General features: G+C 61.9%; 17 protein-coding genes. 14 read left to right on the top strand and 3 right to left on the bottom strand.

Features of this window, described 5'->3' with window-relative positions; genetic code table 11:
• The first annotated feature begins 17 nt into the window (after positions 1-17).
• The 4 genes from PMW67_RS04350 to PMW67_RS04335 all read left to right on the top strand — a co-directional run bounded on the left by PMW67_RS04350 (position 18) and on the right by PMW67_RS04335 (position 6,070).
• Positions 18-1,523, top strand: a complete 1,506-nt coding sequence (locus PMW67_RS04350) for an FAD-dependent oxidoreductase (RefSeq protein ID WP_271738836.1) — start codon at positions 18-20, stop codon at positions 1,521-1,523.
• A 133-nt stretch (positions 1,524-1,656) separates the two neighbouring features.
• Positions 1,657-3,789, top strand: coding sequence for an FAD-dependent oxidoreductase (locus tag PMW67_RS04345; protein WP_271738835.1), 2,133 nt, complete (start codon positions 1,657-1,659; stop codon positions 3,787-3,789).
• Positions 3,790-3,806: 17 nt separating this feature from the next.
• Entirely contained in the window at positions 3,807-4,883 is a 1,077-nt protein-coding gene (locus PMW67_RS04340; RefSeq protein WP_271738834.1) for an NADH-ubiquinone oxidoreductase-F iron-sulfur binding region domain-containing protein, read from the top strand.
• A 194-nt stretch (positions 4,884-5,077) separates the two neighbouring features.
• The gene (locus PMW67_RS04335) at positions 5,078-6,070 is read left to right on the top strand and encodes a flavodoxin family protein (RefSeq protein WP_271738833.1); all 993 of its coding nucleotides are present in this window, start codon (positions 5,078-5,080) and stop codon (positions 6,068-6,070) included.
• A gap of 22 nt (positions 6,071-6,092) precedes the next feature.
• On the opposite strand, the gene PMW67_RS04330 is transcribed toward PMW67_RS04335, so the two are convergent.
• Positions 6,093-7,406 carry a PucR family transcriptional regulator gene (locus PMW67_RS04330; protein WP_118450172.1) on the bottom strand — a complete coding sequence of 438 codons (1,314 nt, stop codon included), beginning with the start codon at positions 7,404-7,406 and terminating at the stop codon, positions 6,093-6,095.
• A gap of 501 nt (positions 7,407-7,907) precedes the next feature.
• Between PMW67_RS04330 and bilR the strand changes: the two genes are divergently transcribed.
• The 7 genes from bilR to PMW67_RS04295 all read left to right on the top strand — a co-directional run bounded on the left by bilR (position 7,908) and on the right by PMW67_RS04295 (position 16,638).
• Positions 7,908-9,938: a bilirubin reductase, long form gene (bilR, locus tag PMW67_RS04325; protein WP_271738832.1), complete on the top strand. Its 2,031-nt coding sequence runs from the start codon at positions 7,908-7,910 to the stop codon at positions 9,936-9,938.
• A gap of 449 nt (positions 9,939-10,387) precedes the next feature.
• Positions 10,388-10,783, top strand: a complete 396-nt coding sequence (locus tag PMW67_RS04320; protein ID WP_117564058.1) for a helix-turn-helix domain-containing protein — start codon at positions 10,388-10,390, stop codon at positions 10,781-10,783.
• A gap of 180 nt (positions 10,784-10,963) precedes the next feature.
• Positions 10,964-13,846 (top strand): proton-conducting transporter transmembrane domain-containing protein, encoded by a 2,883-nt coding sequence (locus PMW67_RS04315; protein ID WP_253056984.1) that lies wholly within the window; start codon positions 10,964-10,966, stop codon positions 13,844-13,846.
• A 12-nt stretch (positions 13,847-13,858) separates the two neighbouring features.
• Positions 13,859-14,476: an NADH-quinone oxidoreductase subunit B family protein gene (locus tag PMW67_RS04310; RefSeq protein ID WP_117630032.1), complete on the top strand. Its 618-nt coding sequence runs from the start codon at positions 13,859-13,861 to the stop codon at positions 14,474-14,476.
• Positions 14,476-15,195 carry an NADH-quinone oxidoreductase subunit C gene (locus PMW67_RS04305; RefSeq protein ID WP_253056982.1) on the top strand — a complete coding sequence of 240 codons (720 nt, stop codon included), beginning with the start codon at positions 14,476-14,478 and terminating at the stop codon, positions 15,193-15,195. The genes PMW67_RS04310 and PMW67_RS04305 overlap by 1 nt, the downstream gene beginning before the upstream one ends.
• Before the next feature lie 5 nt (positions 15,196-15,200).
• Positions 15,201-16,289, top strand: a complete 1,089-nt coding sequence (locus PMW67_RS04300; RefSeq protein WP_117630031.1) for a hydrogenase large subunit — start codon at positions 15,201-15,203, stop codon at positions 16,287-16,289.
• Positions 16,290-16,296: 7 nt separating this feature from the next.
• The gene (locus PMW67_RS04295; protein WP_117630030.1) at positions 16,297-16,638 is read left to right on the top strand and encodes a 4Fe-4S dicluster domain-containing protein; all 342 of its coding nucleotides are present in this window, start codon (positions 16,297-16,299) and stop codon (positions 16,636-16,638) included.
• A 783-nt stretch (positions 16,639-17,421) separates the two neighbouring features.
• On the opposite strand, the gene PMW67_RS04290 is transcribed toward PMW67_RS04295, so the two are convergent.
• Both PMW67_RS04290 and PMW67_RS04285 read right to left on the bottom strand, forming a co-directional pair.
• A complete protein-coding gene (locus tag PMW67_RS04290) occupies positions 17,422-18,051 on the bottom strand; it encodes a response regulator (RefSeq protein ID WP_253056980.1) in 630 nt (209 codons plus the stop codon).
• The gene (locus PMW67_RS04285; protein ID WP_158571013.1) at positions 18,048-19,193 is read right to left on the bottom strand and encodes a sensor histidine kinase; all 1,146 of its coding nucleotides are present in this window, start codon (positions 19,191-19,193) and stop codon (positions 18,048-18,050) included. The genes PMW67_RS04290 and PMW67_RS04285 overlap by 4 nt, the downstream gene beginning before the upstream one ends.
• A gap of 211 nt (positions 19,194-19,404) precedes the next feature.
• Between PMW67_RS04285 and PMW67_RS04280 the strand changes: the two genes are divergently transcribed.
• Genes PMW67_RS04280 through PMW67_RS04270 form a run of 3 tightly spaced genes read left to right on the top strand, consistent with a single transcriptional unit; the run spans position 19,405 to position 22,732 of the window.
• Complete coding sequence (locus PMW67_RS04280) at positions 19,405-20,343, top strand: ABC transporter ATP-binding protein (RefSeq protein WP_117630027.1); 939 nt, start codon at positions 19,405-19,407, stop codon at positions 20,341-20,343.
• Between the two features lie 9 nt (positions 20,344-20,352).
• Positions 20,353-21,540, top strand: coding sequence for an ABC transporter permease (locus PMW67_RS04275; RefSeq protein ID WP_118270547.1), 1,188 nt, complete (start codon positions 20,353-20,355; stop codon positions 21,538-21,540).
• Complete coding sequence (locus PMW67_RS04270; protein WP_117630025.1) at positions 21,527-22,732, top strand: ABC transporter permease; 1,206 nt, start codon at positions 21,527-21,529, stop codon at positions 22,730-22,732. Before PMW67_RS04275 ends, PMW67_RS04270 begins: the two co-directional genes overlap by 14 nt.
• The last annotated feature ends 275 nt before the right edge of the window (positions 22,733-23,007 follow it).

Below are 23,007 nucleotides of genomic sequence, written 5' to 3'. Positions count from 1 at the left end.
TATAAAGGAGGATTCGCATGAAACAGTTAGAGACCGACGTCGTTGTCGTTGCCGCGGGTCTGAGTGGCCTTGCCGCAGCGGTCGCTGCAGCCGAGGCAGGCGCTCGCGTCATTGCCCTAGAGAAGGCCCCCATTACCGGTGGCGCCGCCAACATGGGCATGGGGCCTGCCGCCGCTGGCTCTCCGCTTCAGAAGGCCTCGATGATCGAGATCACGCCTGGCGAGCTCTTCCGTCGCCATATGTTCTACACCCATTACCAGGTCGATGCTCGCCTGGTACGCGACTACTACTTTAAGTCGGGCGATACCATCGCATGGCTGCAGGATATGGGCGTGGTGTTTAACTCCGTGCGTCCGGCGTTCCGCGCCCGCGAGCGCACGCGTGCCTATTCCGACGGCGAGTACACCTGGCATGTCGTGCAGCCCGAGGATGGCTCGGAGCCCGGTCCTCGCGCGGCGACCACGATGACCAAGCGCATGACCGAGCGTGCCCAGGACCTGGGTGTCGAGTTTATGTTTGAGTGCCCGGGCACCGGCCTTATCAAGGGCGAGGACGGCGCCATCTGCGGCGTGACCGCCAAGGACAAGGACGGCGAGGAGTACCAAATCTCGTGCAAGTCTGCGATTGTCGCTACGGGCGGTTTTGGCCACAACGCCAAGCTCATCAAGGAAAAGCTCGACTTTGAGTGGGGTACCGACCTGTTCTCGTTTGCCATTCCGGGCATGGACGGCGACGGCATTAACATGTGCCACGAGGTCGGCGGCGGCCACACCCCGGTGACCATGGAGCTCATGTATCAGATCCCCGACAACATGAACCACTTCTATGTCGAGGGCGCATTCCGTCAGCCGTGCTACTGGTGCAACCGTCTGGGCGAGCGCTTTATGCCGGAGGACGAGATCTTCAACACCACCTTTGTCGGCAACGCCATCAACCATCTTCCCGGCAAGGTCGCCTATGCCATCTTTGATTCCCGTATGCTCAAGCACTGGAAGAAGGATGGTCCGGATATCGTCAGCCACGTTCATCCGCACGACCTGTACGACGGCTTTGAGGAGCAGTGGAACCGCGACCTGGAGGCCGGCTATCCGGCGATCTGCCAGGCCGATACGCTGGAGGAGCTTGCCGAGAAGGCGGGTATCGACGTGGAGGGTCTGCTCGCTAACGTCGACGAGTACAACCAGATGTGCGACAACGGCTGGGACGACATCTTTGAGAAAGAGCGCGAGTTTATGAAGCCGCTCGAGAAGGGCCCCTTCTATTGCTGCAAGCAATACTGTGGCGCCTACGGCACCCTGGGCGGCGTGCTCATCAACCACAAGATGGAGGTCATGACCGACGACTATGAGGTCATCCCCGGCCTGTACTGCGTTGGCACCGACGCCTGCACCATCTATGGCGACTCCTATAACTACTGCATCCCGGGTAACACCATGGGCTTCTGCCTTAACTCGGGTCGCATCGCCGGCGAAAACGCCGCCGCAGCCCTCTTTGAGGACGCGGGCGACGAGGAGTGGTCGTAACACCGCAGCTATTCGCGCCTGCAGACACCCACGCGTTGGGTGCGGGCGGGGATTTGCCCTACAAGCGAGGCGCTCGGGATCGCTTTGGTCCCGGGCGCCTTTCTGGACAAGAGCGACGTTTTGAGGGGAACGAATGAAGCTAACGATTAATGGAGCCGAGGTCGAGGCACGCGAAGGGCAAAATGTCCTGGAAGCCGCGCTCGATGCCGGTATCTATATTCCGCATCTGTGTAAACATCCCGATCTTGAGGCCGTCGGCGGATGCCGTCTGTGCATGGTCGAGATCGAAGGCCAAGATGAGCCGGTGTGTGCCTGCAAGACGCAGGTTGCCGAGGGGATGGTCGTCAACACGACAGGCGAGCAGGCCGAGCGCGTGCGCAAGCTGGCAATGGAGCTTATCTTGGCCACGCATCCCGCCGATTGCACCGGCTGCCCCAAGTACGGCAAGTGCGAGCTGCAGTCTATGCATCAGTACCTGGGAGTTTCGCCTGCGCGCTGGCGCACCAAGAGCCGTCCGGTCGCCACGGACGAATCGAACCCGCTGATCACCCATATGTTCACCCGCTGCATTCGGTGCGGTCGCTGCGTGCGCGCGTGCCGCGAGCTGCGCGGCGCCGGCGTCTTGGACTACCAGCGCACCGAGGACGGCATTCGCATTGGTACGGACGGCAGCGTGAGTCTGCAAGAGGCCGGATGCCGTTTTTGCGGTGCCTGTATCGAAGTGTGTCCCACGGGCTCGATCGTCGACACGCTCAATATGTTCGATGAGAACAAGTCCTATGCCGACAACGTGGTCCCCTGTCGCTCGGGCTGTCCCGCCCACGTGGATATCCCACGCTACCTGCGTCACATCCGTAACGGCGAGTACACCCGAGCCGCCGCGGTGGTGCGCGAGAAGGTCCCGTTCCCCGAGAGCCTAGGCGACATTTGCGTCCATAGCTGCCAGGATGCCTGCAAGCGCAACGAGCTCAACGGCACGCCGGTTTCGGTTTGCCGTCTTAAGCGCGCCGCGGCCGTGCGCGATGCGGGCGACTGGAAGGCCAACGTGCGCCATGAGCCGCTGAGCGGCAAAAGCGTCGCCGTTGTGGGTGCCGGTCCCGCCGGCTTGACCGCCGCACTCTATTGCGCCGAGAAGGGCCACAAGGTCGTGGTGTTCGAGGCCAACGAGAAGGTCGGCGGCCAGATGCGCTACGGCATTCCGGCGTATCGCCTGCCTGATGCCACGGTCGATGCCGAGGTTGCGACGATTTTTGAGATTGCCCAGGGTGATGACGCCGAGCCGCGCATTGAGCTGCGCTGTGGCGAGCGAATCGCCGAGCCCCAGGCGCTTTTGGAGCAGGGCTTCGATGCCGTGCTGGTTGCGGTGGGCACGCATAACGGAACGGTGCTTCCCATGCCCGGCCACGACCTCGAAGGCGTGCTGCGTAACACCGATTTTCTGAAGGCCGCCCGTATGGGCAGCGCCCCGGACCTGACGGGCAAGCGCGTCGTGGTGCTTGGCGGCGGCAACGTGGCGTACGACTGCGCCCGCACTGCCGTGCGTCTGGGTGCCGCCTCGGTCGATGTCGCCTGCCTTGAGGCCCAAGACGCGATGACCTCGACGCCCGAGGAGCGTGCCGAGGCCGCCGAGGAAGGCGTGGTCCTGCACGATGCCTATGCCTTTACCAGCATTAACGAGACCGAGGACGGTTCGGGCAAGGTCGGTTCCATGACGATCCACAAGATCGAGCGGTTCTACTTTGACGAGAACCACCGCGCCGTCACCGAACTGCTCGACGGCGGCGAGAAGACCATCGATGCCGACTGCGCGATCTTTGCCGTGGGTCAAAAGCCCGAGGGCACGGCCCAGATGGGCCTTGAGCTTACGCACGGCCCGTATATCGTGGTCGATACCGAAGGCAAGACGAGCGTTGAAGGCATCTGGTCGGCGGGCGACTGCGTGACGGGTACCAAATCGGTGATCGCGGCAATCGCTGCAGGTCGCACGTGCGCCTCGGCCATCGATCGTGCTTTGGGTGGCGATGGCAACATCGACGAGGAGCTGACCGAGCATGATGCTCCCGAGCAGTGGATTGGCCGCGTCCCCGAAGGCTTCTACGACGATGCCGTGCAGCCCGAGTTTGTCGATGCCCAGACGCGTAAGGATAACTTCGATACGTTTGAGTGCCCCTATACCGACCATGAGGCTACGTGCGAGGCGAGCCGCTGCTTGCAGTGCGATTTGCGCCTAACGATCAGTACGCCGCGCCTGTGGAACGAATACTAGGAAAGGAGCGATAACCCATGACGATCATCAACTTTATGCCTGCGCATAAGCAGGCCCCCGTCGCGCTCTGGCTCCTTAAGAAGGACGTGGCGGCCGCTGCGGAAAAAATTGCAGGGGCCGGTGCCCAGGTGGTTTTGGTGCCGGCAGGCGATGAGGTCTCTGCCGCGCTCGCGGATGCGTTGGGCGAGTCCTGCCGCGTGATCGAGTGCGACCCGAGCCTGGGCTTTGTCTATGCCAACGGTTCGGCCGCGGCCAAGATGCTCGACGGCGAAAAGCCTCTCCCATCTTGCTGCGAGGGCGATGGCGCCGACCGCTGCCTGAGCGGATCAGAGTTACTTGCCGCCGAAGGCAAGCGCTGGGTGTGGATTGACGGGGCCGAGGAGCCCGTTGAGGTCGACCGTGTCGTGAGTGCGGAATCCCTGGTTGCTGCGGCGGGCGCCGACGACGCTAAAGCGGTGGGGATTGGCTATCCCAGCGGTCTGCTGCTGAGGCCCGATGACACCTCAAAGATTGAGCTATGCAGCGACTACGCGCGCGTCTACACCGCCAAAAACTGCATGGCAAAGGCGCTTTTGGACATTTGCACGCTCTATCGTCACGAGAGCTGCGGACGCTGTGTCTTTGGCTACGAGGGCTCGCATCAGATTGCAACGATTCTTGCCGATATCTGTCGCAAGAAGGGCAAGCCGGGCGACTTGGCGCTCCTTCGCGACCTTTGCCCCGTGATACAGGCGCAGTGCCTGTGCGAGCAGGGTCGCGTGCTGGCGCGCACGGTGCAGTCGTTCCTCGACCTGTTCGAGGACGAGATTATGCAGCACACCACCAAGAAGGTCTGTGCCGCCGGGGAATGCCAGGCATTCTTGACCTTCCATATCTTGGCCTCTAAATGCCAGGCCTGCAACAAGTGCGTCGATTCGGACGTTTGCGAGGAGGACGCGATTCTGGGAAGGCCGCGGTTCATCCAGGTGATCGACCAAAAGGCTTGCACCCAGTGCGGTGCCTGCCTGGATATCTGCGACAACGGCGCGATCGTCACGGCTGGGGCCGTCAAGCCCAAGTGCCCGCCCAAACCCATTCCCTTTAAGCGCAAATAAGAGCGCCGACCCCTTCCGTTTTGTCCCTTGTAGGCATGCGGGAGGGGCCTTTGTTTATCTGCACGAGGTATTCCGCAAATACCGAGCGGGCCTTGGTTGCCTGGACGGTGCGCATGTTTTGCGTCTGCCGTACGCTTTTTGCGAAGTACACACGGGCAGAATCCGTGTCCAAAATGCTCTGGAGAGGAGCGACCATGTCGTTTAAAGTGATGGCGATTTGTGCCGGCAGGCACGGTGGCAACGGCGAGGCTTTGGCCAAAGAGGCCCTTTGCGCGGTGCGCGAGGCTGGCGGCGAGGTCGAGCTGATCAATTTGTTCGACTATAACATCTTGCCCTGCACCGGTTGCGAGGGCTGCACCATGCAGATGGGAAAGATGGGCGCCGGCCTGCAAAAGGAATATCACGGCTGCGTTCTTAAAAACAAAGACGATGTAGATGCGATTATTCGCGAACTGCAGACCTGCCAGGGCGTGATCTTCTCGGTTCCGACCTACGACCTTACGCCCAGCTCGGTGTACACCCGCTTTGCCCAGCGCTTCTTGGCATACGAGCTTTCGTTCTTGCTTGCCATCGGTGCCGTAAAGGAGAATCCGCATACCGTTGCCGGCCTCATCTCCGTCGGCGGCTCCATGCACGATTGGCAGTCCCTGGCACTGGAGAGCCTGCAGGCGACTATGTTTACCATGTCGATGACTGTCGTCGATCGCTATATGGCGCAGCGCGACGGCCGCCCGGGCAATGCCTTTGTGTGGGGAGACGACGTGGAGTGGGGCGGACAGATCGCCCGCGCCCACAAGATGGGCGAGAACATCGTCAAGGCCATTCGCACGCCTGTTGACGAGCGCTGCTGGCTGGGCGATCCGGATGACGGCGTGTGTCCCAACTGCCACAGCTCCCTGGTGTACCCCGGCGACAAGCATTGGGACGGTGTCGAGTTTCCGTGGGAGTGTGCGGTCTGTGGCGCAGGCGGCGATATCGTGACCGACGAGCGCACCGGGCGTCCCAAGCTCAAGATTGCCGAGAACGGTCTGATCCGCGACCGCAATGACGACCATGCGCGCGCCGAGCACCTCAACGAGATCAACAAGACCCGCGACGAGTTCTTCGCCCACATGGACGAGGTCAAGCCGCTGATGGATAAGTACGCCAAGATGACGTTCCCCACGCTGGAGATTAAGCGCGACTAGTTTTGCCCAAGCCCCGCCCGGCCTACTTGCGGCAGTGCAGGTCGGCGCTGGTGCGGGGCTTAATCCTCGGCTCAAGAAAGCCAAGGTAGATTAGGGTGCGAATCGAGAGGTGGAACAAAAAGAGGTCCTCTCCCGATGCCAAGTCGTTACCGGTGATTTCCTTTATGCGGTTAATGCGATAGAGCAGCGTGTTTTTGTGAAGCGACAAGATCGCGGCGGTGCGCGCCGTGTTACAGCTGTGCTGCATAAAGGCAAAGAGCGTCTCGACCAACTCGGAATCGTGCGACTGGTCGTGTTTCCAAAGTGCCCAGATTGCCGGATGGCAGTAGTTTATAAGGTTGATGTGGTCGTTGCAGATGTCGAGCATTTCCATGTAGGTGTATTCGCAATAGCGATACACATGGGTGTCTTCGAGGATTTTGGTAAAGGTCGAGCCGTATCGAATGGCGGCGCGTGCCTGATTGAGGTGCGAACGCACATCGGTTGCCTGGGAAAACTCGTTGCTGATGCCAATGAACAAATTGTTCGTGGCAGCAACGCGGGCAAGGATCGCCTCATCGTTGGCGGGTAGCTGCGTGGAGGGCGGACGGCTTACCAGCGCCACGAGCTCACCTTCGTACATGGTGATAAGGCTATGGTGCAGTAGCGGCTGCAATTGTCCTCGGATGCTCTCCGCCTCGCGCGCCTCGAGCTGGGAATCTTTTTTGAGCAGGCATACAACGTAGAGGGCGGGAAGCGGCGCAAAGCCGACGAGCTGCATTTTGCGTGTGCAGGTGATGGGGTTGGGGATTTCGTCGTCCAGGAGGCGCGAGAGAAAATATGGCCCCTGTTGCGGGCCGCCCAACGAAAGAAAGCCGCCTTTCTGCAGTTCTTGCGCGAGCAGTCGGACAAAGAACTCAAAGACCTCGCGATCGCTATCGCCAAAGGCGTGATTGCGTTCGATCATCATCGCCCGGCCCAGACACGTGCCGTGCACCTTGATCGCATCGGTCATGGTGTTGAGGCGGAACATGTCGTTATAGCGTGTAAGCGGGCCTGTCGAGCGGGCAATCTCCTCGTCTAAGCCGCATTTGATGATGTAACGTACGGCTTCGTCCTGCAGCATGTCGCCTTCGGAGAGCTCGGCGCGGGTGATGGCTGCAAAGGGGGAGTCGTCGGCATCGTCGAGCTCAAAGCCGCCACGGGCGGCGTAGCGGTAGACGGGATCGACGACGAGCACCGGGTTGCCCATAACGGTAGAGGCTGTTTGCGTGAGGTTTTTGAGCCCCGCGTCGCTCAAGAGCGCCTCGAGCAGCGCTTGCTTTGCTGTGGACGTATCGGTGGTGCTCGGTTGCATGGGCGTCCCTTCTGCCGCGTCTTCGCCGTAGTCGACGCGTGACCAAATTATTATCGCAGGCTGTGCAGTATTAGGTTGTTTAAAAAGGTGAGTGTGGCGGTCGTTTCCTCGAACGGGGACGGTGTCGTTGTTATTGGGGTTTGTCTCGATCTGTAACAGGTGGGTCCGGTTTTGGTCTGTAGTTGTTACAGATTGAGATGTTTCGGCAGGACGGTCTTCTTTTGTCTAAATCTGTAACACGAGGGACGGTTTTTGCTGAGTAACTGTTACAGATCTAGATCTTTCGGCAGGCTAGATTGGTTTGTCTCAATCTGTAACAGTTGCTCGGCAAAATAGGGCCTAACTGTTACAGATTGAGACAAACCGACGCCCCGCCACACCCCATCCACCTGCCGCCACCTGCTGTCCGCCGATTTACATTGCGCCCCCGTGCCCCCATGCCATATCCTTTAGACAACTACGCGGCAACATCGCCGCCGCGCCTACAAGAGAGGAATGTCCATGACCGCACCTGCCACTAAGTTGCTCCAGCCCATTACGGTTGGCCCCCTTGAGCTCAAGAACCGCATTATGTTCCCGCCGCTGACCACCGGCTACGAGGAGCGCGACGGTTCCATTGGCGAGCGCAGCCTGGCTTTTTACGAGCGCCTGGCCCGTGGCGGCGTGAGCTACATCGTCATCGGCGACGTCGCTCCCGTTATGACCGCAAGCCCCACGCCCAAGCTGGCGACTGACGCTCAGATTCCCACGTTTAAGGCGCTGGCCGACGCCGTTCACAAGCACGGCGCCAAGGTCGCGCTGCAGCTGTTCCACCCCGAGTACGACGTGCCCGGTGTCGGCCGCATGGTCATGGGTTCCATGGCCGCCGCCAAGGCCGCGCAGGAGGCCAAGGCCGCCGGCGACGAGGAGACCTTTGCCGCCAAGATGGCCGAGTCCAACGAGATCCGCAAGCAGGCATATGCCAAGCTGCACCACGACATGCAGCACTTTGTGAACGAGGCGAGCGTAGAGCAGCTCACCCAGATCAAGGAGGCTATCGCCGCCTCGGCCGCCCGCGCGCAGCAGGCCGGGATCGACGCCATCGAGGTCCACGGCGACCGCCTAGTGGGTTCGCTGTGCTCGGCCATCCTCAACCAGCGCACCGACGAGTACGGTGGCTCGTTCGAGAACCGCGTTCGCTACGCGCTCGAGGTCGTCGCCGCCATTAAGGAGGCCGCGCCGCAGCTGATGGTGGAGTATAAGCTCCCAGTGATCATGGAGAACCCCGACGGCACGCCGCGCGGCAAGGGCGGCCTGCTGCCCGACGAGGCCTGCGAGTTTGCCAAGCTGCTCGAGGGCGCGGGCATCGACATGATCCAGGTTGCGCAGGCAAACCACACCGGCAACATGGGCGACACCATTCCGCCCATGGGCGCCATGCCCTACAACTGGACGCTGCCCGTGGCCGAGCGCGTCAAGGCCCTGGTCTCCGTGCCGGTGGCAACCGTCGGCCGCGTTGTCTCGGTCGAGGCGGGCGAGAAGATCCTGGAAGACGGTTCGGCCGACATCGTCGCGTACGGCCGCTCGCTCATGTGCGACCCCGACATTGCGCTCAAGGCCGCCACGGGTGAGCCCATCCGCGAGTGCCTCAACTGCAACAAGGGTTGCGTCGATGCGATTCAAAACCGCCAGTACATCTCGTGCGTGCTCAATGCCGAGAACGGCGACGAGGCGACCATCGCTATTAAGCCGGGCGAGGGCGACAAGAAGATCGCCGTGGTGGGCGGCGGTATTGCCGGCCTGGAGGCCGCACGCGTGGCGGCCAAGCGCGGCTACGACGTGACCGTCTATGAGGCGAGCGATCACTTGGGCGGCCAGATTGTGCTGGCGGCCGCGCCTCCGCGCAAGGATGAGATTATGCGCTCGGTCGAGTACTACGAGAAGATTCTGCCCGGCCTGGGCGTGAAGGTTGAGCTCAACCATGCCGCTCGCCCCGCGGACCTCAACGCCGCCGACGCCGCGATTGTGGCCGTGGGCGCGCATGACGTGGTCATCCCCGTTCCGGGCGCCGACTCGGAGAAGGTCGTCTCGAGCTGGGACGTGCTGGCCGGCAAGGTGGAGCTCAGCGGGCGCGTCGCCGTCATTGGCGGTGGCCTGGTGGGTACCGAGACTGCCGAGTACCTGCTGCAGCACGGCTGCGAGGTGGCGATTGTCGAGATGCTCGACAAGATTGCCGCTGGCGAGTCCGAGACCATTCTGCCGCTGATCATGAGCGACTTTGCCGCCCACAACGTGGAACAGCACGTTAAGACCCGCCTGACCGCCATTACCGACGAGGGCGTGGAGGCCGTGCACACCACCGAGGACGGTGCCGAGGAGCCGGTGAAGATCGCCTGCGATTACGTGGTGATGGCCGTGGGCTCCAAGGCCAACGCGTTTGACCTGGATGGCGTGACGGTGCCCGTGACCTGCGTGGGCGACTGCTCGGGCGAGCGCACCGCCGACATCGCGAGCGCCATTCGCACGGCGTATCATGCGGCCAACGAGCTGTAGCTGAACATCGCGGCCAGGCGGGACGGTAGCACGGATCCGTCTCGCCCGGCTGTGTCCCGTCGGGTGTCAACCGGTGCGGGGCCTGCAAGCGCAGCAGGCCCCGCCCTTTTTGTTTTGCTCCGGTGGATGGCAATGCGCGGTAATCATGAGGAGTAAGGACGTCTACTGCCTTGCCGATTACTCAAAATAATTGGGGGAGGGGTTAATAATCATATCCGCTATAGCAAAGGACATAAAGAGATGCCAATTTTGTTGACAAGCGAATGACGATTGGCTGCGAGTCAGCTACCAGCGTAAATAATCGATAAAGAAATGTCGTAAATTGGTGCCAAATGCCCAGATAACACCGCGTCTATTTTAATTAACTGCTTTGAGCAAACAGTAAAATGCTACTATCTAACTTGCACGTAAGAAAGCAGATTAACGGTTAAGGCTAAGAAGTGGCAGGTATGTCGGAAGCAACTAGGACTCGCACGCATGCGCCCGAGGTTAGGCAGCGCGCCGTCGAGGTCCTCCAAGAGGGGGTCGGTCATCGCGCCCTCGCCGCGGAGCTTGGCATTCCCCAGGCCACGGCTCGTCAGTGGGCCCGCGCGTATGCCGTGGGCGGTGCCGACGCCGTTCTCAACGCCGGTTCGCATCATCACACCTATTCGTACGAAGTTAAGCTCGCCGTGGTCAAGGACCGCTTGGAAAACGGCTTAACGGTTCGCGAGGCCATGATCAAGCACAAGATTCCCAGCGAGTCTTCGGTCAAGGCTTGGTGCCGCCAGTATCGCGAGAGCGGTGAGTCCGCGCTGGTTGATAAGCCGCGCGGTCGCAAGCCGCGCGTTAAAAAAGCGGAATAGCGAACGGGATGGTGCGCCCACAGGGGCGCATTTTTCTTGCCGCCCCTCTGCTCCAATGCGGGCGTGCCCTTACCCCGTACGCCTAAAACTCCCCAGTTGACCGAAAACCCGCCGCCGCTACTCCTCAATTGAGCTATAACGTTAAACAATTGCAGCGTTTTAGCATGGGGGAGTGATGGTATGACGCTACTGTATTTCCTTACCCTGTTTCCGCTGGTACCGGCGCTGGGCATGCTGCTCGCGCGCGGTGACCGCGCCCGCGATGCGGCGGGGCTCATAGGCTCCGGCATTATTATGGCGGTGACAGTTGTAGTCGCCGTCATGTTTTTTGGCACGGGTCCGCAGAGCTTTGAGGTTGCCCCCGGCACCTCGCATGTGCTCTCGATCATCAGTTCCGTTATCGACGTCATCCTGTGCGCTGTCATCCTGTACAACGCGTACAAATATAGGAACGCGCTCACCACGGTGCTCGGCATAGTCCAGCTGGTGGGCTCGCTCGCCTTTGCAGCCATGACGCTGCCCGCGGCCGAAGCCGTCACGGCAACGCCACTCTACCTGGACTACATGAGCGTGATCATGGTCCTCGCCGTCGGCATCGTTGGCAGTCTAATCTGCTTGTATGCCCTGGGCTACATGAAGGACTTCCAGGCCCATGACGAGCACGAGGCCGCGCTGCGCGGGCAGACCGCGCCCGACCGTCGCCCGCAGTTCCTGGCGCTCATGTTCCTGTTCCTCTCGGCCATGTTCGTCATCGTGACGAGCGACAACCTTGAGTGGCTGTTCTGCGGCTGGGAAATCACCACCGTGTGTTCGTTCCTTATGATTGGCTACACGCGTACGCCCGAGGCCATCAAGAACGCCTTTACCCAAATCATCCTCAACATGCTGGGCGGCATCGCGTTTTTGGCCGGACTCATGTACCTGCACGTTAACGGCATGCCGCTGACCATCTCGGGCATGATCGAGCTTTCCGGCACCGGAACCGCGCAGTCCGCGCTGCTGGTGATGCCGGTCATCCTGTTGTCGCTCGCCGCGCTCACCAAGGCCGCACAGATGCCGTTCCACACTTGGCTGTTGGGTGCCATGGTTGCACCCACTCCCACGAGCGCCCTGCTGCACTCGTCAACCATGGTCAAAGCCGGCGTGTTCCTGATGGTCAAGCTGAGCCCACTCTATGCCATCTACCCCGTGACCGGCTTTATGGTCACGAGTGTGGGTGCCATCACGTTTTTGCTCGCTGCACTCATGGCCATCTCGCAGAGCAACGCCAAACGCGTGCTCGCGTACTCCACCATTTCCAACTTGGGCCTCATCAGTGCCTGCTTGGGTGTCGGCGCGCCCGAGGCCGTATGGGCGGCCATCTTCCTGATCTTGTTCCACACGGTGGCCAAGTCGCTGCTGTTCCTGTGCGTGGGCACGGCCGAGCATCATATCGGCAGCCGCAATATCGAGGACATGGACGGCATGTTCAGCCGCATGCCGCACCTGACGCGTCTGATGATGCTGGGCATTATGGGCATGTTTGTGGCGCCGTTTGGCATGCTCGTGTCCAAGTGGGGCGCCCTGGTGGCGTTTGCGCAGACCGGCAACGTGCTCATGATCATGGTGCTTGCCTTTGGCTCGGCCGCGACGTTTTACTTCTGGGGCAAGTGGCTTGCCAAGCTTTCGGGCGTCGACCCCACGGCTCAAAACGTTGAGGTCAATGTCCATAAGACCGAATGGATGGCCCTCAACACCATCGCCGCGCTGCTGATTCTGTGCTGCGTGGCGTTTCCGGTTATCTCGAGCGGTCTGGTGTCGCCTTACTTGGCCATGGTGTTTGGCCGCGTGCCGTACGTTATTGGCAAGGACGCCATGTATCTGATGGTGGTTATCGTGGCGTTTATCGCCGTGGTGCTGCTGACTTCATTCCGCGTGAGCAATAAGCCGCACGTCAACGTATATCTTTCGGGTGTGGGAACCGACAATTACCGCCATTTCCGCGGCTCGATGGGACGCGAGGTGAAGGCCGAAAAGCGCAATTGGTACTCGGAGGACGCCCTTGGCGAGAAGCGTATTGGCCCCGCGGGTAGTGTTGTTTGCTGTGCCATCATCCTGTTTGCGCTGCTGTGCTGCGCGTGGATTGGGCCCGAGAGACTCGCCATGAGTGCGCCCTCGGTGCTGCGCGGCAAGTATTTTGAAGGCTCGGGCGTCGTGGGCATTTTTATTGGCACCGTGGCGTTTGCCTTGCTGGCGCCGCTTGCGGGCGGCTTGATCGACGGCCTTGACCGCAAGCTGTCCGCTCGCATGCAGGGCCGCGTGGGCCCGCGCCTGCTGCAGCCCTTCTACGACGTTGCCAAGCTGCTGCGCAAGGCCCCTGCCAGCGTAAACACCATGGACGATACCTATATGGCGTGCGCGCTCATCTTTACCGTCGTGGGCGGCGGCATCTTTGTGTCGGGCTCCAACACGCTGCTGTGCGCTTTTATGGTTACGCTCGCCGCGATCTTTGTGGTGCTGGCGTCCGCCTCGACGCAAAGCCCGTTTGCCCAGGTCGGTGCCGACCGCGAGTTGCTGCAGGTCATGAGCTACGAGCCCGCCGTTCTGCTGATGAGCGTGGGCCTGTACCTTGCCACCGATAGCTTTGATTCCATCGCCGTGACCGGACAGTCGGCGCCCATCATCGTGTACAGCGCGCCCATTTTCTTGGCGCTGCTTGCGGTGCTCACCATCAAGCTACGCAAGTCGCCGTTCGACCTTTCGTACTCGCATCACGCGCATCAGGAGATTGTCCAGGGCGTCGCCACCGAGATGAGCGGCGGCACGCTGGCCAAGATGACCCTTATGCACTGGTGTGAGACCGTGCTGTTTTTGATGTGGGTGGGCATGTTCTTTGTTTGGGACAACCCGGTGAGCTGGGTCGTAGCCCTGGTCGTGATGGCCGCGACGTATTTTGTCGAGGTGCTGATCGACAACACCTTCGCACGCAGCACCTGGCGCAGCTGCTTTAAGCTCGGCTGGGGCGTGGCGCTGGTGTTTGGCCTGCTCAACCTTATGCCCATCCTCGTCGACGTGTTTATTTAGGAGGCGGCATCCATGGATCATAAAATGTCGCGCTCGCCGTGGGTTATTCATTACGACGGCTCGAGCTGCAACGGATGCGATATCGAGGTGCTGGCCTCGCTCACGCCGCTGTTCGATGCGGAGCGCTTTGGCGTGGTCAACACCGGCAACCCCAAGCATGCGGATATCTTTTTGGTGACGGGGTCGGTCAATGCCCAGAACCTGCCCGTCGTGCGTCAGATTTACAACCAGATGCTCGAGCCCAAGTGCGTGGTGGCCTGCGGTATCTGCGCATGCTCGGGCGGCGTATTCCGCGATGCCTACAACGTGATCGGCGGCGTGGACCGCGCGATTCCCGTGGACGTGTACGCGCCCGGGTGCGCCATTCGCCCCGAGACGGTGATCGATGCCATCGTGGAGGCGTGCGGCATCCTGGACCAGAAGGAGACCGTGTTGCGCGCCGGTGGCGATCCGCTCACCGTGGGCGGTGCCGCTACCTGGGACGGTGGCGTTGAGCTGGGCGAGGACGGGTTTGTGGCTGCGGGGGCCGGGACTGACGGTGCCGGTGACGCGCCTGCCGGGAAGCCTGCTGCGCCCGCCGCTGGCGACGCACCTGCTGAGACGCCCGCCGCTGCAAAGGAGGCCGAGTAATGCAAAAGGCTATCTATACCACCGTCGGGATCGACAAGCTCCTGTCGCATGTCCAGGCGCTCAAGGGCGTCGGCGCGCGCTTTGTGCAAATGCATGCCGAGCGCAACGTCGACGACGGCTCGTATCGCTTGGTCTATACGTTTATCAACGTCCGTGCTGCTCAGGAGCATATTGCGCAGGACGGCAGCTATGCGATCGAGAACCTGGTGGTCGAGGGCATCGACCAGTACCAGGAGATTCCGTCCATCAGCTCGTATTACCCCGCGGTGTTCCCGTTTGAAAATGAGGTCCACGACCTGTTTGGTCTTGCCATCACCGACATGCAGATCGACTTTAAGGGCTTTTTCTACCAGGTCTCGACTGCCGAACCCATGAGCGTCATCACGCCCGAGGTGAAGGCTGCGCGCGAGAAGGCCATGAAAGTCCGCGCGGCCGCCGAGGCCAAGGCGCGCAAGGCCGCGGCCGAGAAGGCCGCCGCGGCTGCGGCTGCTGCGGGGGAGGGTGCCGCGGGTGCCGGCGATGCTGCGGGCACTGCCGCTGCTCAGCCCGCTGCTGCTGCCGGCTCCGATGCCCAGCATGACGATGCCGCTGCGAAGGCCGCGCTCAAGGCCGCCGAGATGGAGGCAAAGCTCGCCGCCATGGATCCCGAGAAAGCGGCCAAGGTCCGTGCGGCGCTTGCCGCCAAGGCCGCCCGCGACAAGCAGAAAAAGGAGGCGTAAGGTCCATGGCTCATCGCTCCGTAATTCCGTTTGGCCCGCAGCACCCGGTGCTGCCCGAGCCGCTTCATCTGGACCTGGTGATCGAGGACGACCGCGTCATCGAGGCAATTCCGCAGATCGGCTTTGTGCACCGCGGACTCGAGAAGCTCACCGAAAAGCGCGACATGCACCAGTTTGGCTACATCGCCGAGCGCATCTGCGGCATTTGCGCCGTGGGCCACAGCTACGGCTATGCCAGCGCCTGCGAGCGCATGCTCGACATCGAGGTGCCCGGCCGCGTGCAGTATATCCGCACTATTTTGCACGAGCTTTCGCGCATCCACTCGCACCTGCTGTGGCTGGGCCTGCTCGCCGATGCCTTTGGCTTCGAGGCGCTGTTCTATCGGTCGTGGACCCTGCGCGAGCAGATTCTCAAGATCTTCGAGAGCACGTGCGGTGGCCGCGTGATCCTTTCGATTAACGAGATCGGCGGCCTAAAGCACGACATTGAGGACTCCGAGCTGGCTGGCATTGTCCAGACGCTCGATGCCATGCGTCCCGACTACGAGGCCCTGGTGCATACGTTTTTGGACGACGTCAGCTGTGGCGAGCGCCTGCATGGCGTGGGCGTGATCAGCAAGAAGGACGCGCTGGATCTGTCGATGGTCGGCCCGTTTGGGCGCGCCTCGGGCGTGGACTACGACGTGCGCATGTTTAGCGACGGTGCCTATGCGGACCTGGCTGCGTTTGAGCCGGTTGTCGCCACCGATGGCGATTGCTATGCCCGCTGCCAGGTGCGCTGTGCCGAGGTCACGCAGGCCATGGACATCATTAAGGAGCTTGTGGGCAAGATTCCGCACGACGGGATCGGCGGGCGCACCAAGCTTACGCCGGCCGACGGCGCACGCGGCGAGGTTGTGATTGAGCAGCCGCGCGGCGAGGCGTATTACTATGTGCGCGGTAACGGCACCAAGAACCTGGACCGCTTCCGCGTGCGCACGCCGACGTCGCAGAACCTGGCGGGTCTGACACATGCGCTGCAGGGCGTGCTCCTTGCCAACGTGCCCATGATTATCCTGACCATCGACCCCTGCATTAGCTGCACGGAAAGGTAGGCGCGGCATGAGTTTGCTGACATTTGCCAAGACGGCCTTGGGCTCTATGGTCAAGCAGCCGGTAACGGTGTGCTATCCGCAGGAGAAGCTCGCGGCACCCGAGCGCTTGCGCGGGCATATCGTCAACGACATGGACGCGTGCATCTGCTGCGGCATGTGTGCGCGTCGCTGTCCGGCGGGCGCGCTCGCAGTCGATCGCAAGGGTGGAACGTGGTCGATCGACCCGTATGCCTGCGTGGTGTGCGGTGAGTGCATCGAGAGCTGCCCCAAGCACTGCCTGACTATGGACACCGCCCGTACTCCGGTTGCGGCGGATAAGACTCCCACGGTAGAAACCAAGCCGGAATAGCGCGAAAACGGGGCCGGTGGGGCAAAATTGCCCCACCGGCCCCGCGCGTGAACGCGCGGTTGGGCCGCCGCTAACAAAACCATGCCGGATTACGGGGCTGGATGGCGAACCTCCGACCATATAGAAAATCGCAAAAACAAAACCGCAGGTAGATAGCCTGCCGTTTTTCAAAAAATGAAGGTATGGATGAGGGTTCCGACTTTAGCCCCGTAATCCGACACAGTTTTGAAATGACACCATATCAGTACCAGCCCCTGATCCCTCGGGGACGGAGGAAAACGGACCTTTTTGGCCTCGCGAGTACCGCCGCGTGACCCGTCTGCCACGAAATGGGCCCATCTACTACGTTTAAGCCGCTACCCTCGACCACGGCAAGTAATGTGAAATGAAAACCGCAGGTAGAACGCCTGCGATTTTGCATGAAAAGCGGTTATGGGCGGGGGTATCGAGTCAAACGTAGTAGATGGGCCCATTTCGTGGCGGGCGCCGTCTGCCGATCTCCGCGGGCGGAAGGAAAAGGATCATTTTGGTCCCGCGAGGCTTGCGGAGGCACTCGTGCAGGGCCGTCGCGAACAAAACTATGTCGGTTTACTACGATGAATTCGGCATTCCCGACCATGACTGCATTTTTCTAAATATTGCAAGCGTTCTACCTGCGGTTTTGCAAGCGCGCAATTTACCATGGTCGAAGGTGGGCGATTCGTCGTAGTAAACCGGCATAGTATTGAAATAGCATTAAATCGGTAGCAGCCGTTTTGTTATGCCGGGTCGTTCGTTGGGCAACTACCCTCGCAGGTAGGCGATGGCGATCTGCGTGCGGTTGCGTAGGCCCATTTTGGCTAGGATTGAGCTGATGTGGTTGCGTACGGTGCCTTCGCCCATATAAGCCGTGGCGGCAATCTCCTTGTTGTCGAGGCCGCGGGCGATGAGCTCGGCGACTTCGAACTCGCGGTCGGTCAGGCTGGCAAAGGCTGCGGGCCGGCGGGGCGTGCCCGTCTTGTCGCCCATCCCGTCAAAGTCAACATCTTCGATCGCCTTACCCTCGAGCACGCGTTTGCCGTCCATGACTTGCGCCAACGCCGGAGGAATGACGGCGACATCGGTTTTAATCAAGTAGCCGCGGGCGCCCAGTTTGAGCGCCGACACAATGTACTCGTCATCCGAGAATGTCGTCAGAAACACCACGCGCGCCGCAGGGTCGCGCTCAAGGATCTCGCGTGCCGCCGAAAGTCCGTCGCGCCCCGGCATCTGAATGTCGAGCAGCGCGATGTCGGGCGTGTGCTCAGCGTAGAGCGCGACCGCGTCGTCGCCATTGGCGCCGGTACCCACCACCTCGATCTGCGGCTGGGCGCCTAGGATAATCTTGAGTGAATCGACTACCAAGTGGTCGTCATCGACAACTATGAGCCTCATCGGTCCTCATCTCCTTGCTGTTTGGGAACGGTGGCAAACACGCGCCAGCCGCCGGCGCCGGCGCGCGGACCGGCGGTGAAGGTGCCGCCAAGCGCCTCGATGCGCTCGCGCATGGAGACGAGCCCCATGCCCTCCGCGGCGCCACGGCCGATTGCTTGGACCCCGCCCACGCCATCGTCGGTAACGATGAGCTGGTAAAACGACGGATGCTCCATGCATCGTGCGGTGACGGTCTGGGCGCAAGCGTGGCGCATGGTGTTGGAGAGCGCCTCGCGCAGGACCGCCGCAAAGCAGTTGGCGACGTTGGCGGGCGCATGCTCGGCCAAAACTTCAAGCTCAATCTGTGGGCCGCTGTCCGAGCGTACGCCTTCAACGATGCGCTCGAGCTGCACGGAGAGGTTGGTTGCATTGTCGTTGAGCGCGTGGACGCTGGCGCGCACGAGCTGGAGCGCCTCGTCAACCGTGCGTTTGACATCGGCGAAATCGGCGGCGACGCCGGGCTCGTTGGCGTGGACCACGCGCAAGGCTTCGGTTTGGAGCGAAGCGCGCGTGAGCTGGTGGCCCACGTTATCGTGGATCTCGCGCGCGATGCGGGCGCGTTCGGCGAGCGTTGCGAGCTCGACTTCGTAGTCCTGGCGGTCGGCGAGGTCGCGGTTGCGTGCCTCGAGTACCAGGGCGCGTTCTTGCAGCTTGTCGCGGGTGCGACGCATGCGATCCTGTTCGTGCTCCAGCTGCGCGGTGCGCAGCGACAGCAACGTGGCAGCGATCGAAAGGATGGCGGTTAGCAACAGCGTTCGGGTGGTGAGCACGCCGCCACGAAGGTCCGCGACAAGCGCGCAGACAAACACGGCGCCAATCGCCAGCGCGGGCCAGATGCGTTCACGGCGCACGCGTCGCGCGATGTCATAGAAGGCAAGGGGTGCGAACGGCATAAATGGCGGCACGAAGACGGCAGCGATGATGTAAGCGTAGCTCGCGGCCTCGCTCGCGCGATGGGCGTGTTCTTCTCGTGCGACTTCCGACGCCGAGGTGGCCATAACGCCAAGGCAAAACGCCACAACCAGACGAGCGTCCACGGCAAGACCCATGGCGGCCGCAATACAGCACGCCAGCACAATCGATTTGTCGAAAAGCCTGTTCATACGGGTATTGTACGCGATGCTGCGCGCGGGGGAGGCGCCGCCCGGGGCAACCGTGACATTCCTCCCGCGCGGCAAAGCGGCGTCGATCGCTCGCGCGAGCGGGGGTTTCGCCTCTGCCCCCTCGCACTCGTGACAAAGCTCACTGGTGCGCGCCGTCCTCTCCTGCGATGATGCAATCGTACCGGGCCACGACCAACAGAAGGGCCGCCTCATGACAGATATCGTCCACGTCGAAAACCTCGTCAAGCGCTACGACGATCTTATCGCGCTCGACCACTTTAACCTGAGTATTGCCCCTGGCGAGATCTTTGGCCTGCTGGGCCCCAACGGCTCGGGCAAGACCACGTCCATCAACTGCATCCTGCAGCTGCTCGCTTACGACAAGGGCACCATCGAGCTGTTCGGCGAGCCCATGACGCCCACCCGCTACGACCTTAAGCGTCGCGTCGGCGTGGTGCCACAGCAGGTGGCGGTGTTTGACGAGCTCACCGTGCGCGAAAACATCGACTATTTCTGCAGCCTCTACGTCAACGACCGCAAGCGCCGCCGCGCGCTGGTGGACGAGGCGATCGACTTTGTCGGCTTGGGCGACTTTACCAAGTTTCGCCCCGGAAAGCTCTCGGGCGGCTTGGCACGCCGTCTCAACATTGCCTGCGGCATCGCGCACAAGCCCGAGCTCATCTTCTTTGACGAGCCCACAGTGGCAGTCGATCCGCAGAGCCGCAACGCCATTCTGGAGGGCATCTGCCGCCTGCGCGACGAGGGCGCCACGGTGGTGTATACCAGCCATTACATGGAGGAGGTCGAGCAGATCTGCAGCCGCATCATGATCATGGACGGCGGCCGCGTGCTGGCGCAGGGCACCAACGACGAGCTCAAGCGCATGATTCAGATGGGCGAGCGCGTGACCGTCGAGGTCGGCGCCGTCGAGCCCGCCACGGTCGAGCGGCTGCGCGCTCTGGAGCACGTGCTTTCGGTTGAGCTGTCCGGCGGCGAGCTCATCTGCACCTGCGAGGCGAGCCCACATAATCTGGTCGACATCCTTGACACGCTGCGCGCCGCCGACGTGGCACTCGGTCGCGTGTGGAGCGAGCCGCCGACCCTCAACGACGTGTTCCTCGAGATCACCGGCCGCGAGCTACGCGACTAGGGGGCAGCCATGATCAACACCATCATTATCACGGTCAAGACGCTGCTGCGCCGGCCGAGCACATGGGTCTGGGGCGCGCTCTTTCCCATTGCGCTTTCCACGATGTTCATGTTTATGTTTGCGAACCTCAGCTCCGACGGCAAGGTCGATCCGGTGCCGGTAGCCGTTGTCGCCGACGAGGCCTGGGACGCTTCGACCTTTAAGGACGTGGCGACGTCGCTTGCCAAGGAGGGCGACGACCAGCTGCTTAAGATCCACGAGTGCGACGACGCGGCCGAGGCGAACCATGCGCTCAAGTCCGGCGAGGTTGCGGGCGTCTACACGGTCGACGACGCGGGCGCGCCCAAGCTTACGTTGCTTTCGAGCTACGATAGCTCGCGCGCCAGTACGGTGCTCACCGACCGCAGCATCCTGGAGACGGTGGCGAGCTCGTATACGCAAAATGCCGAGCTCATGCGCCAGATTGCCCAGGACAACCCGGCGGCGCTCGCCGACCCGGAGGCGGTTGCGCGCGCCCTGTCGCTTAAGGGCGGCACTCGCCGCGTGAGCCTTACGCGCACCACGCCCGACGGTACGACCATCTACTATTACGCGCTCTTTGGCCTGGTCGCGATGATGTCTTCCGAGTTTGCGGCCCTGGCCGTCGTCGATCTGCAGCCCAATCTGTCCGGCCTCGGCGCGCGCCGCTGCGTGGGCGGCGTCTCCAAGACGGCGTCGCTGGCCGGCATTTTTGTCGGCTCGTGGCTGGTCTCATTTGCCTCGATGGCGATCGCGATCGGCTACGTGCGCCTGGTGGTCGGCATCGACTTTGGCGGGCGCGAGGGGCTGTGCCTGGCGGGCGGCGCCGCATCCGCGCTTGCTGCCACGGGCCTGGGGCTTTTTGTGGGGACGCTTCCCGTTAAGGGCGGCAAGGCGTCCAAATCGGGCATCCTCACGGGCTTTGCCACCACGTGCGCCCTGTTCGCCGGACTCTACGGCGAGCCGGCGATGGCGCTTGCCGACGATGTTGCCCGCGCCTGTCCGGCCGAGTGCTGGCTCAACCCCGTCAAGCTCATCTGCGATATGTTCAACCGCCTGTATTTCTTTGAGGATCTGGGTCCCTTTGTCGTTCGCGCCGGTGCGCTTGTCCTCATGGCCCTGGTGTTTGTCGCCGCCGCTACGCTGATCTTTGGAAGGAGCCGCTATGAGCACCTTTAAGACCGCGCTTCGCATGGCGCTCGCGCACCCGTTCTACCTGCTCATCTACACGGTGTTCATTTCACTCATGGGCGTGTTCATTGCGGCCTCGGTCAGCTGGAACTCGTCGCAGCTGACCGAGTACAAGCCCTACGACGCCAACGTGATTGTGGTCGACCGCGACGGCAGCGATCTTTCGCGTGCGCTTACCAGGCACCTGGGTTCGCGCTTTGACCTGGTCACGGGCGTCGGCGACGACACGTACGACCTTGCGGACGCGCTCTCCAAGAGCAACAGCGCCAAGGGCAGCGCCGACTGCGTGTTCTTTATCCCGGAGGGGTTTGAGGACGATCTTGTTGCGGCCGCCCGTGCGGGGGAGGACTTGCCCAAGCTCGATGTGACCTACGGTTCCGGCACCATGGCGGCGGCGCTTTCGTCTGCCGAGGTTTCGCGGTGGATCTCGCTCGCGGGCGCTGCGGCGGTGCTTGAGCCTGCTGCCTCCGGGGCCAGTGTCGCCAAGACCGCCGAGCACGCCGCCGCAAAGCGCGCGGAGGTCCAGATCGAGCAGGTCAAGGTTGACTCGACTGCCGCAGCCACGCTCGAGTCGTACTTCAACTTTGGCGCGTACGCGATCATCTCATCGGTCATCGTTTCGGTGGGACTGGTGTTTTCGGGTATGAACGAGCCCGAGCGCGTGCGCCGCATGGAGGCCGGCCCGGTCTCCGAGCGCCAGCGTTCGCTTGCTGTGTTCGCGGCTGCCGCGGTGCTTACCGTCTGCATCTGGTTCGTGTCGAGCATGGTGGGTGTCGTGGGCTTTGCCGGCGCGGTCGCCGAGGTCGGTGTGGGTCGCGTGTGCCTGGCGCTGGCGGCGACGCTTGCCCTGGCGTGCACGCCGCTGGCCGTTGGCTTTACCCTGTCGAGCTTGGGCGCGCGCGAGGAGCTGATCAACGGCGTGGGCAACTTACTCGGCATGCTCATGACGTTTTTGGGCGGCGCCTGGATGCCGCTGTCGCTCATGGGCTCGGCCGTGCAGACGGTGGCGCACTTTGTGCCGACGTTTTGGGTGAACGACGCGATCGGCAAGGCGCTTGCCTCGGATCTAACGGCCACCGTGTTGGGCGACATCGCCTGCGACCTGGGCGTCACGGTGCTCTTCGCCGCCGCCATCGCCGCCGTAGGCCTGGCCCTCACCCGCGCCAAATCCCACGCCTAGCTACCTGGTCATCGGGGACGTTCTTAAACGGCTAGTCATCGGAGACAGTCTTTGTCGATTCGCCGGCCCGCCGGTCGTGCCGGCAAGGACTGTCCCAATATGTCGGCACTTGGGGACGTTCCTTTCCTGCCGGCACTTGGGGACAGTCCCGGCATTCATTGGGGACAGACTTAAATGAGTGGTTTCAGTCATTTAAGTCTGTCCCCAATGAGTACCCAATGACTGGTTTGGAAAAAATCGCGCCTGTCGCTTAAAAATAGTTCGCCTGGGTTTAC

The sequence above is a fragment of the Collinsella aerofaciens genome, assembly GCF_028209395.1.
GTDB lineage: Bacteria > Actinomycetota > Coriobacteriia > Coriobacteriales > Coriobacteriaceae > Collinsella > Collinsella aerofaciens_AZ.
The sequence above is the reverse complement of the archived record's forward strand: the minus strand, read 5'-3'. Positions and strand labels throughout refer to the sequence as shown.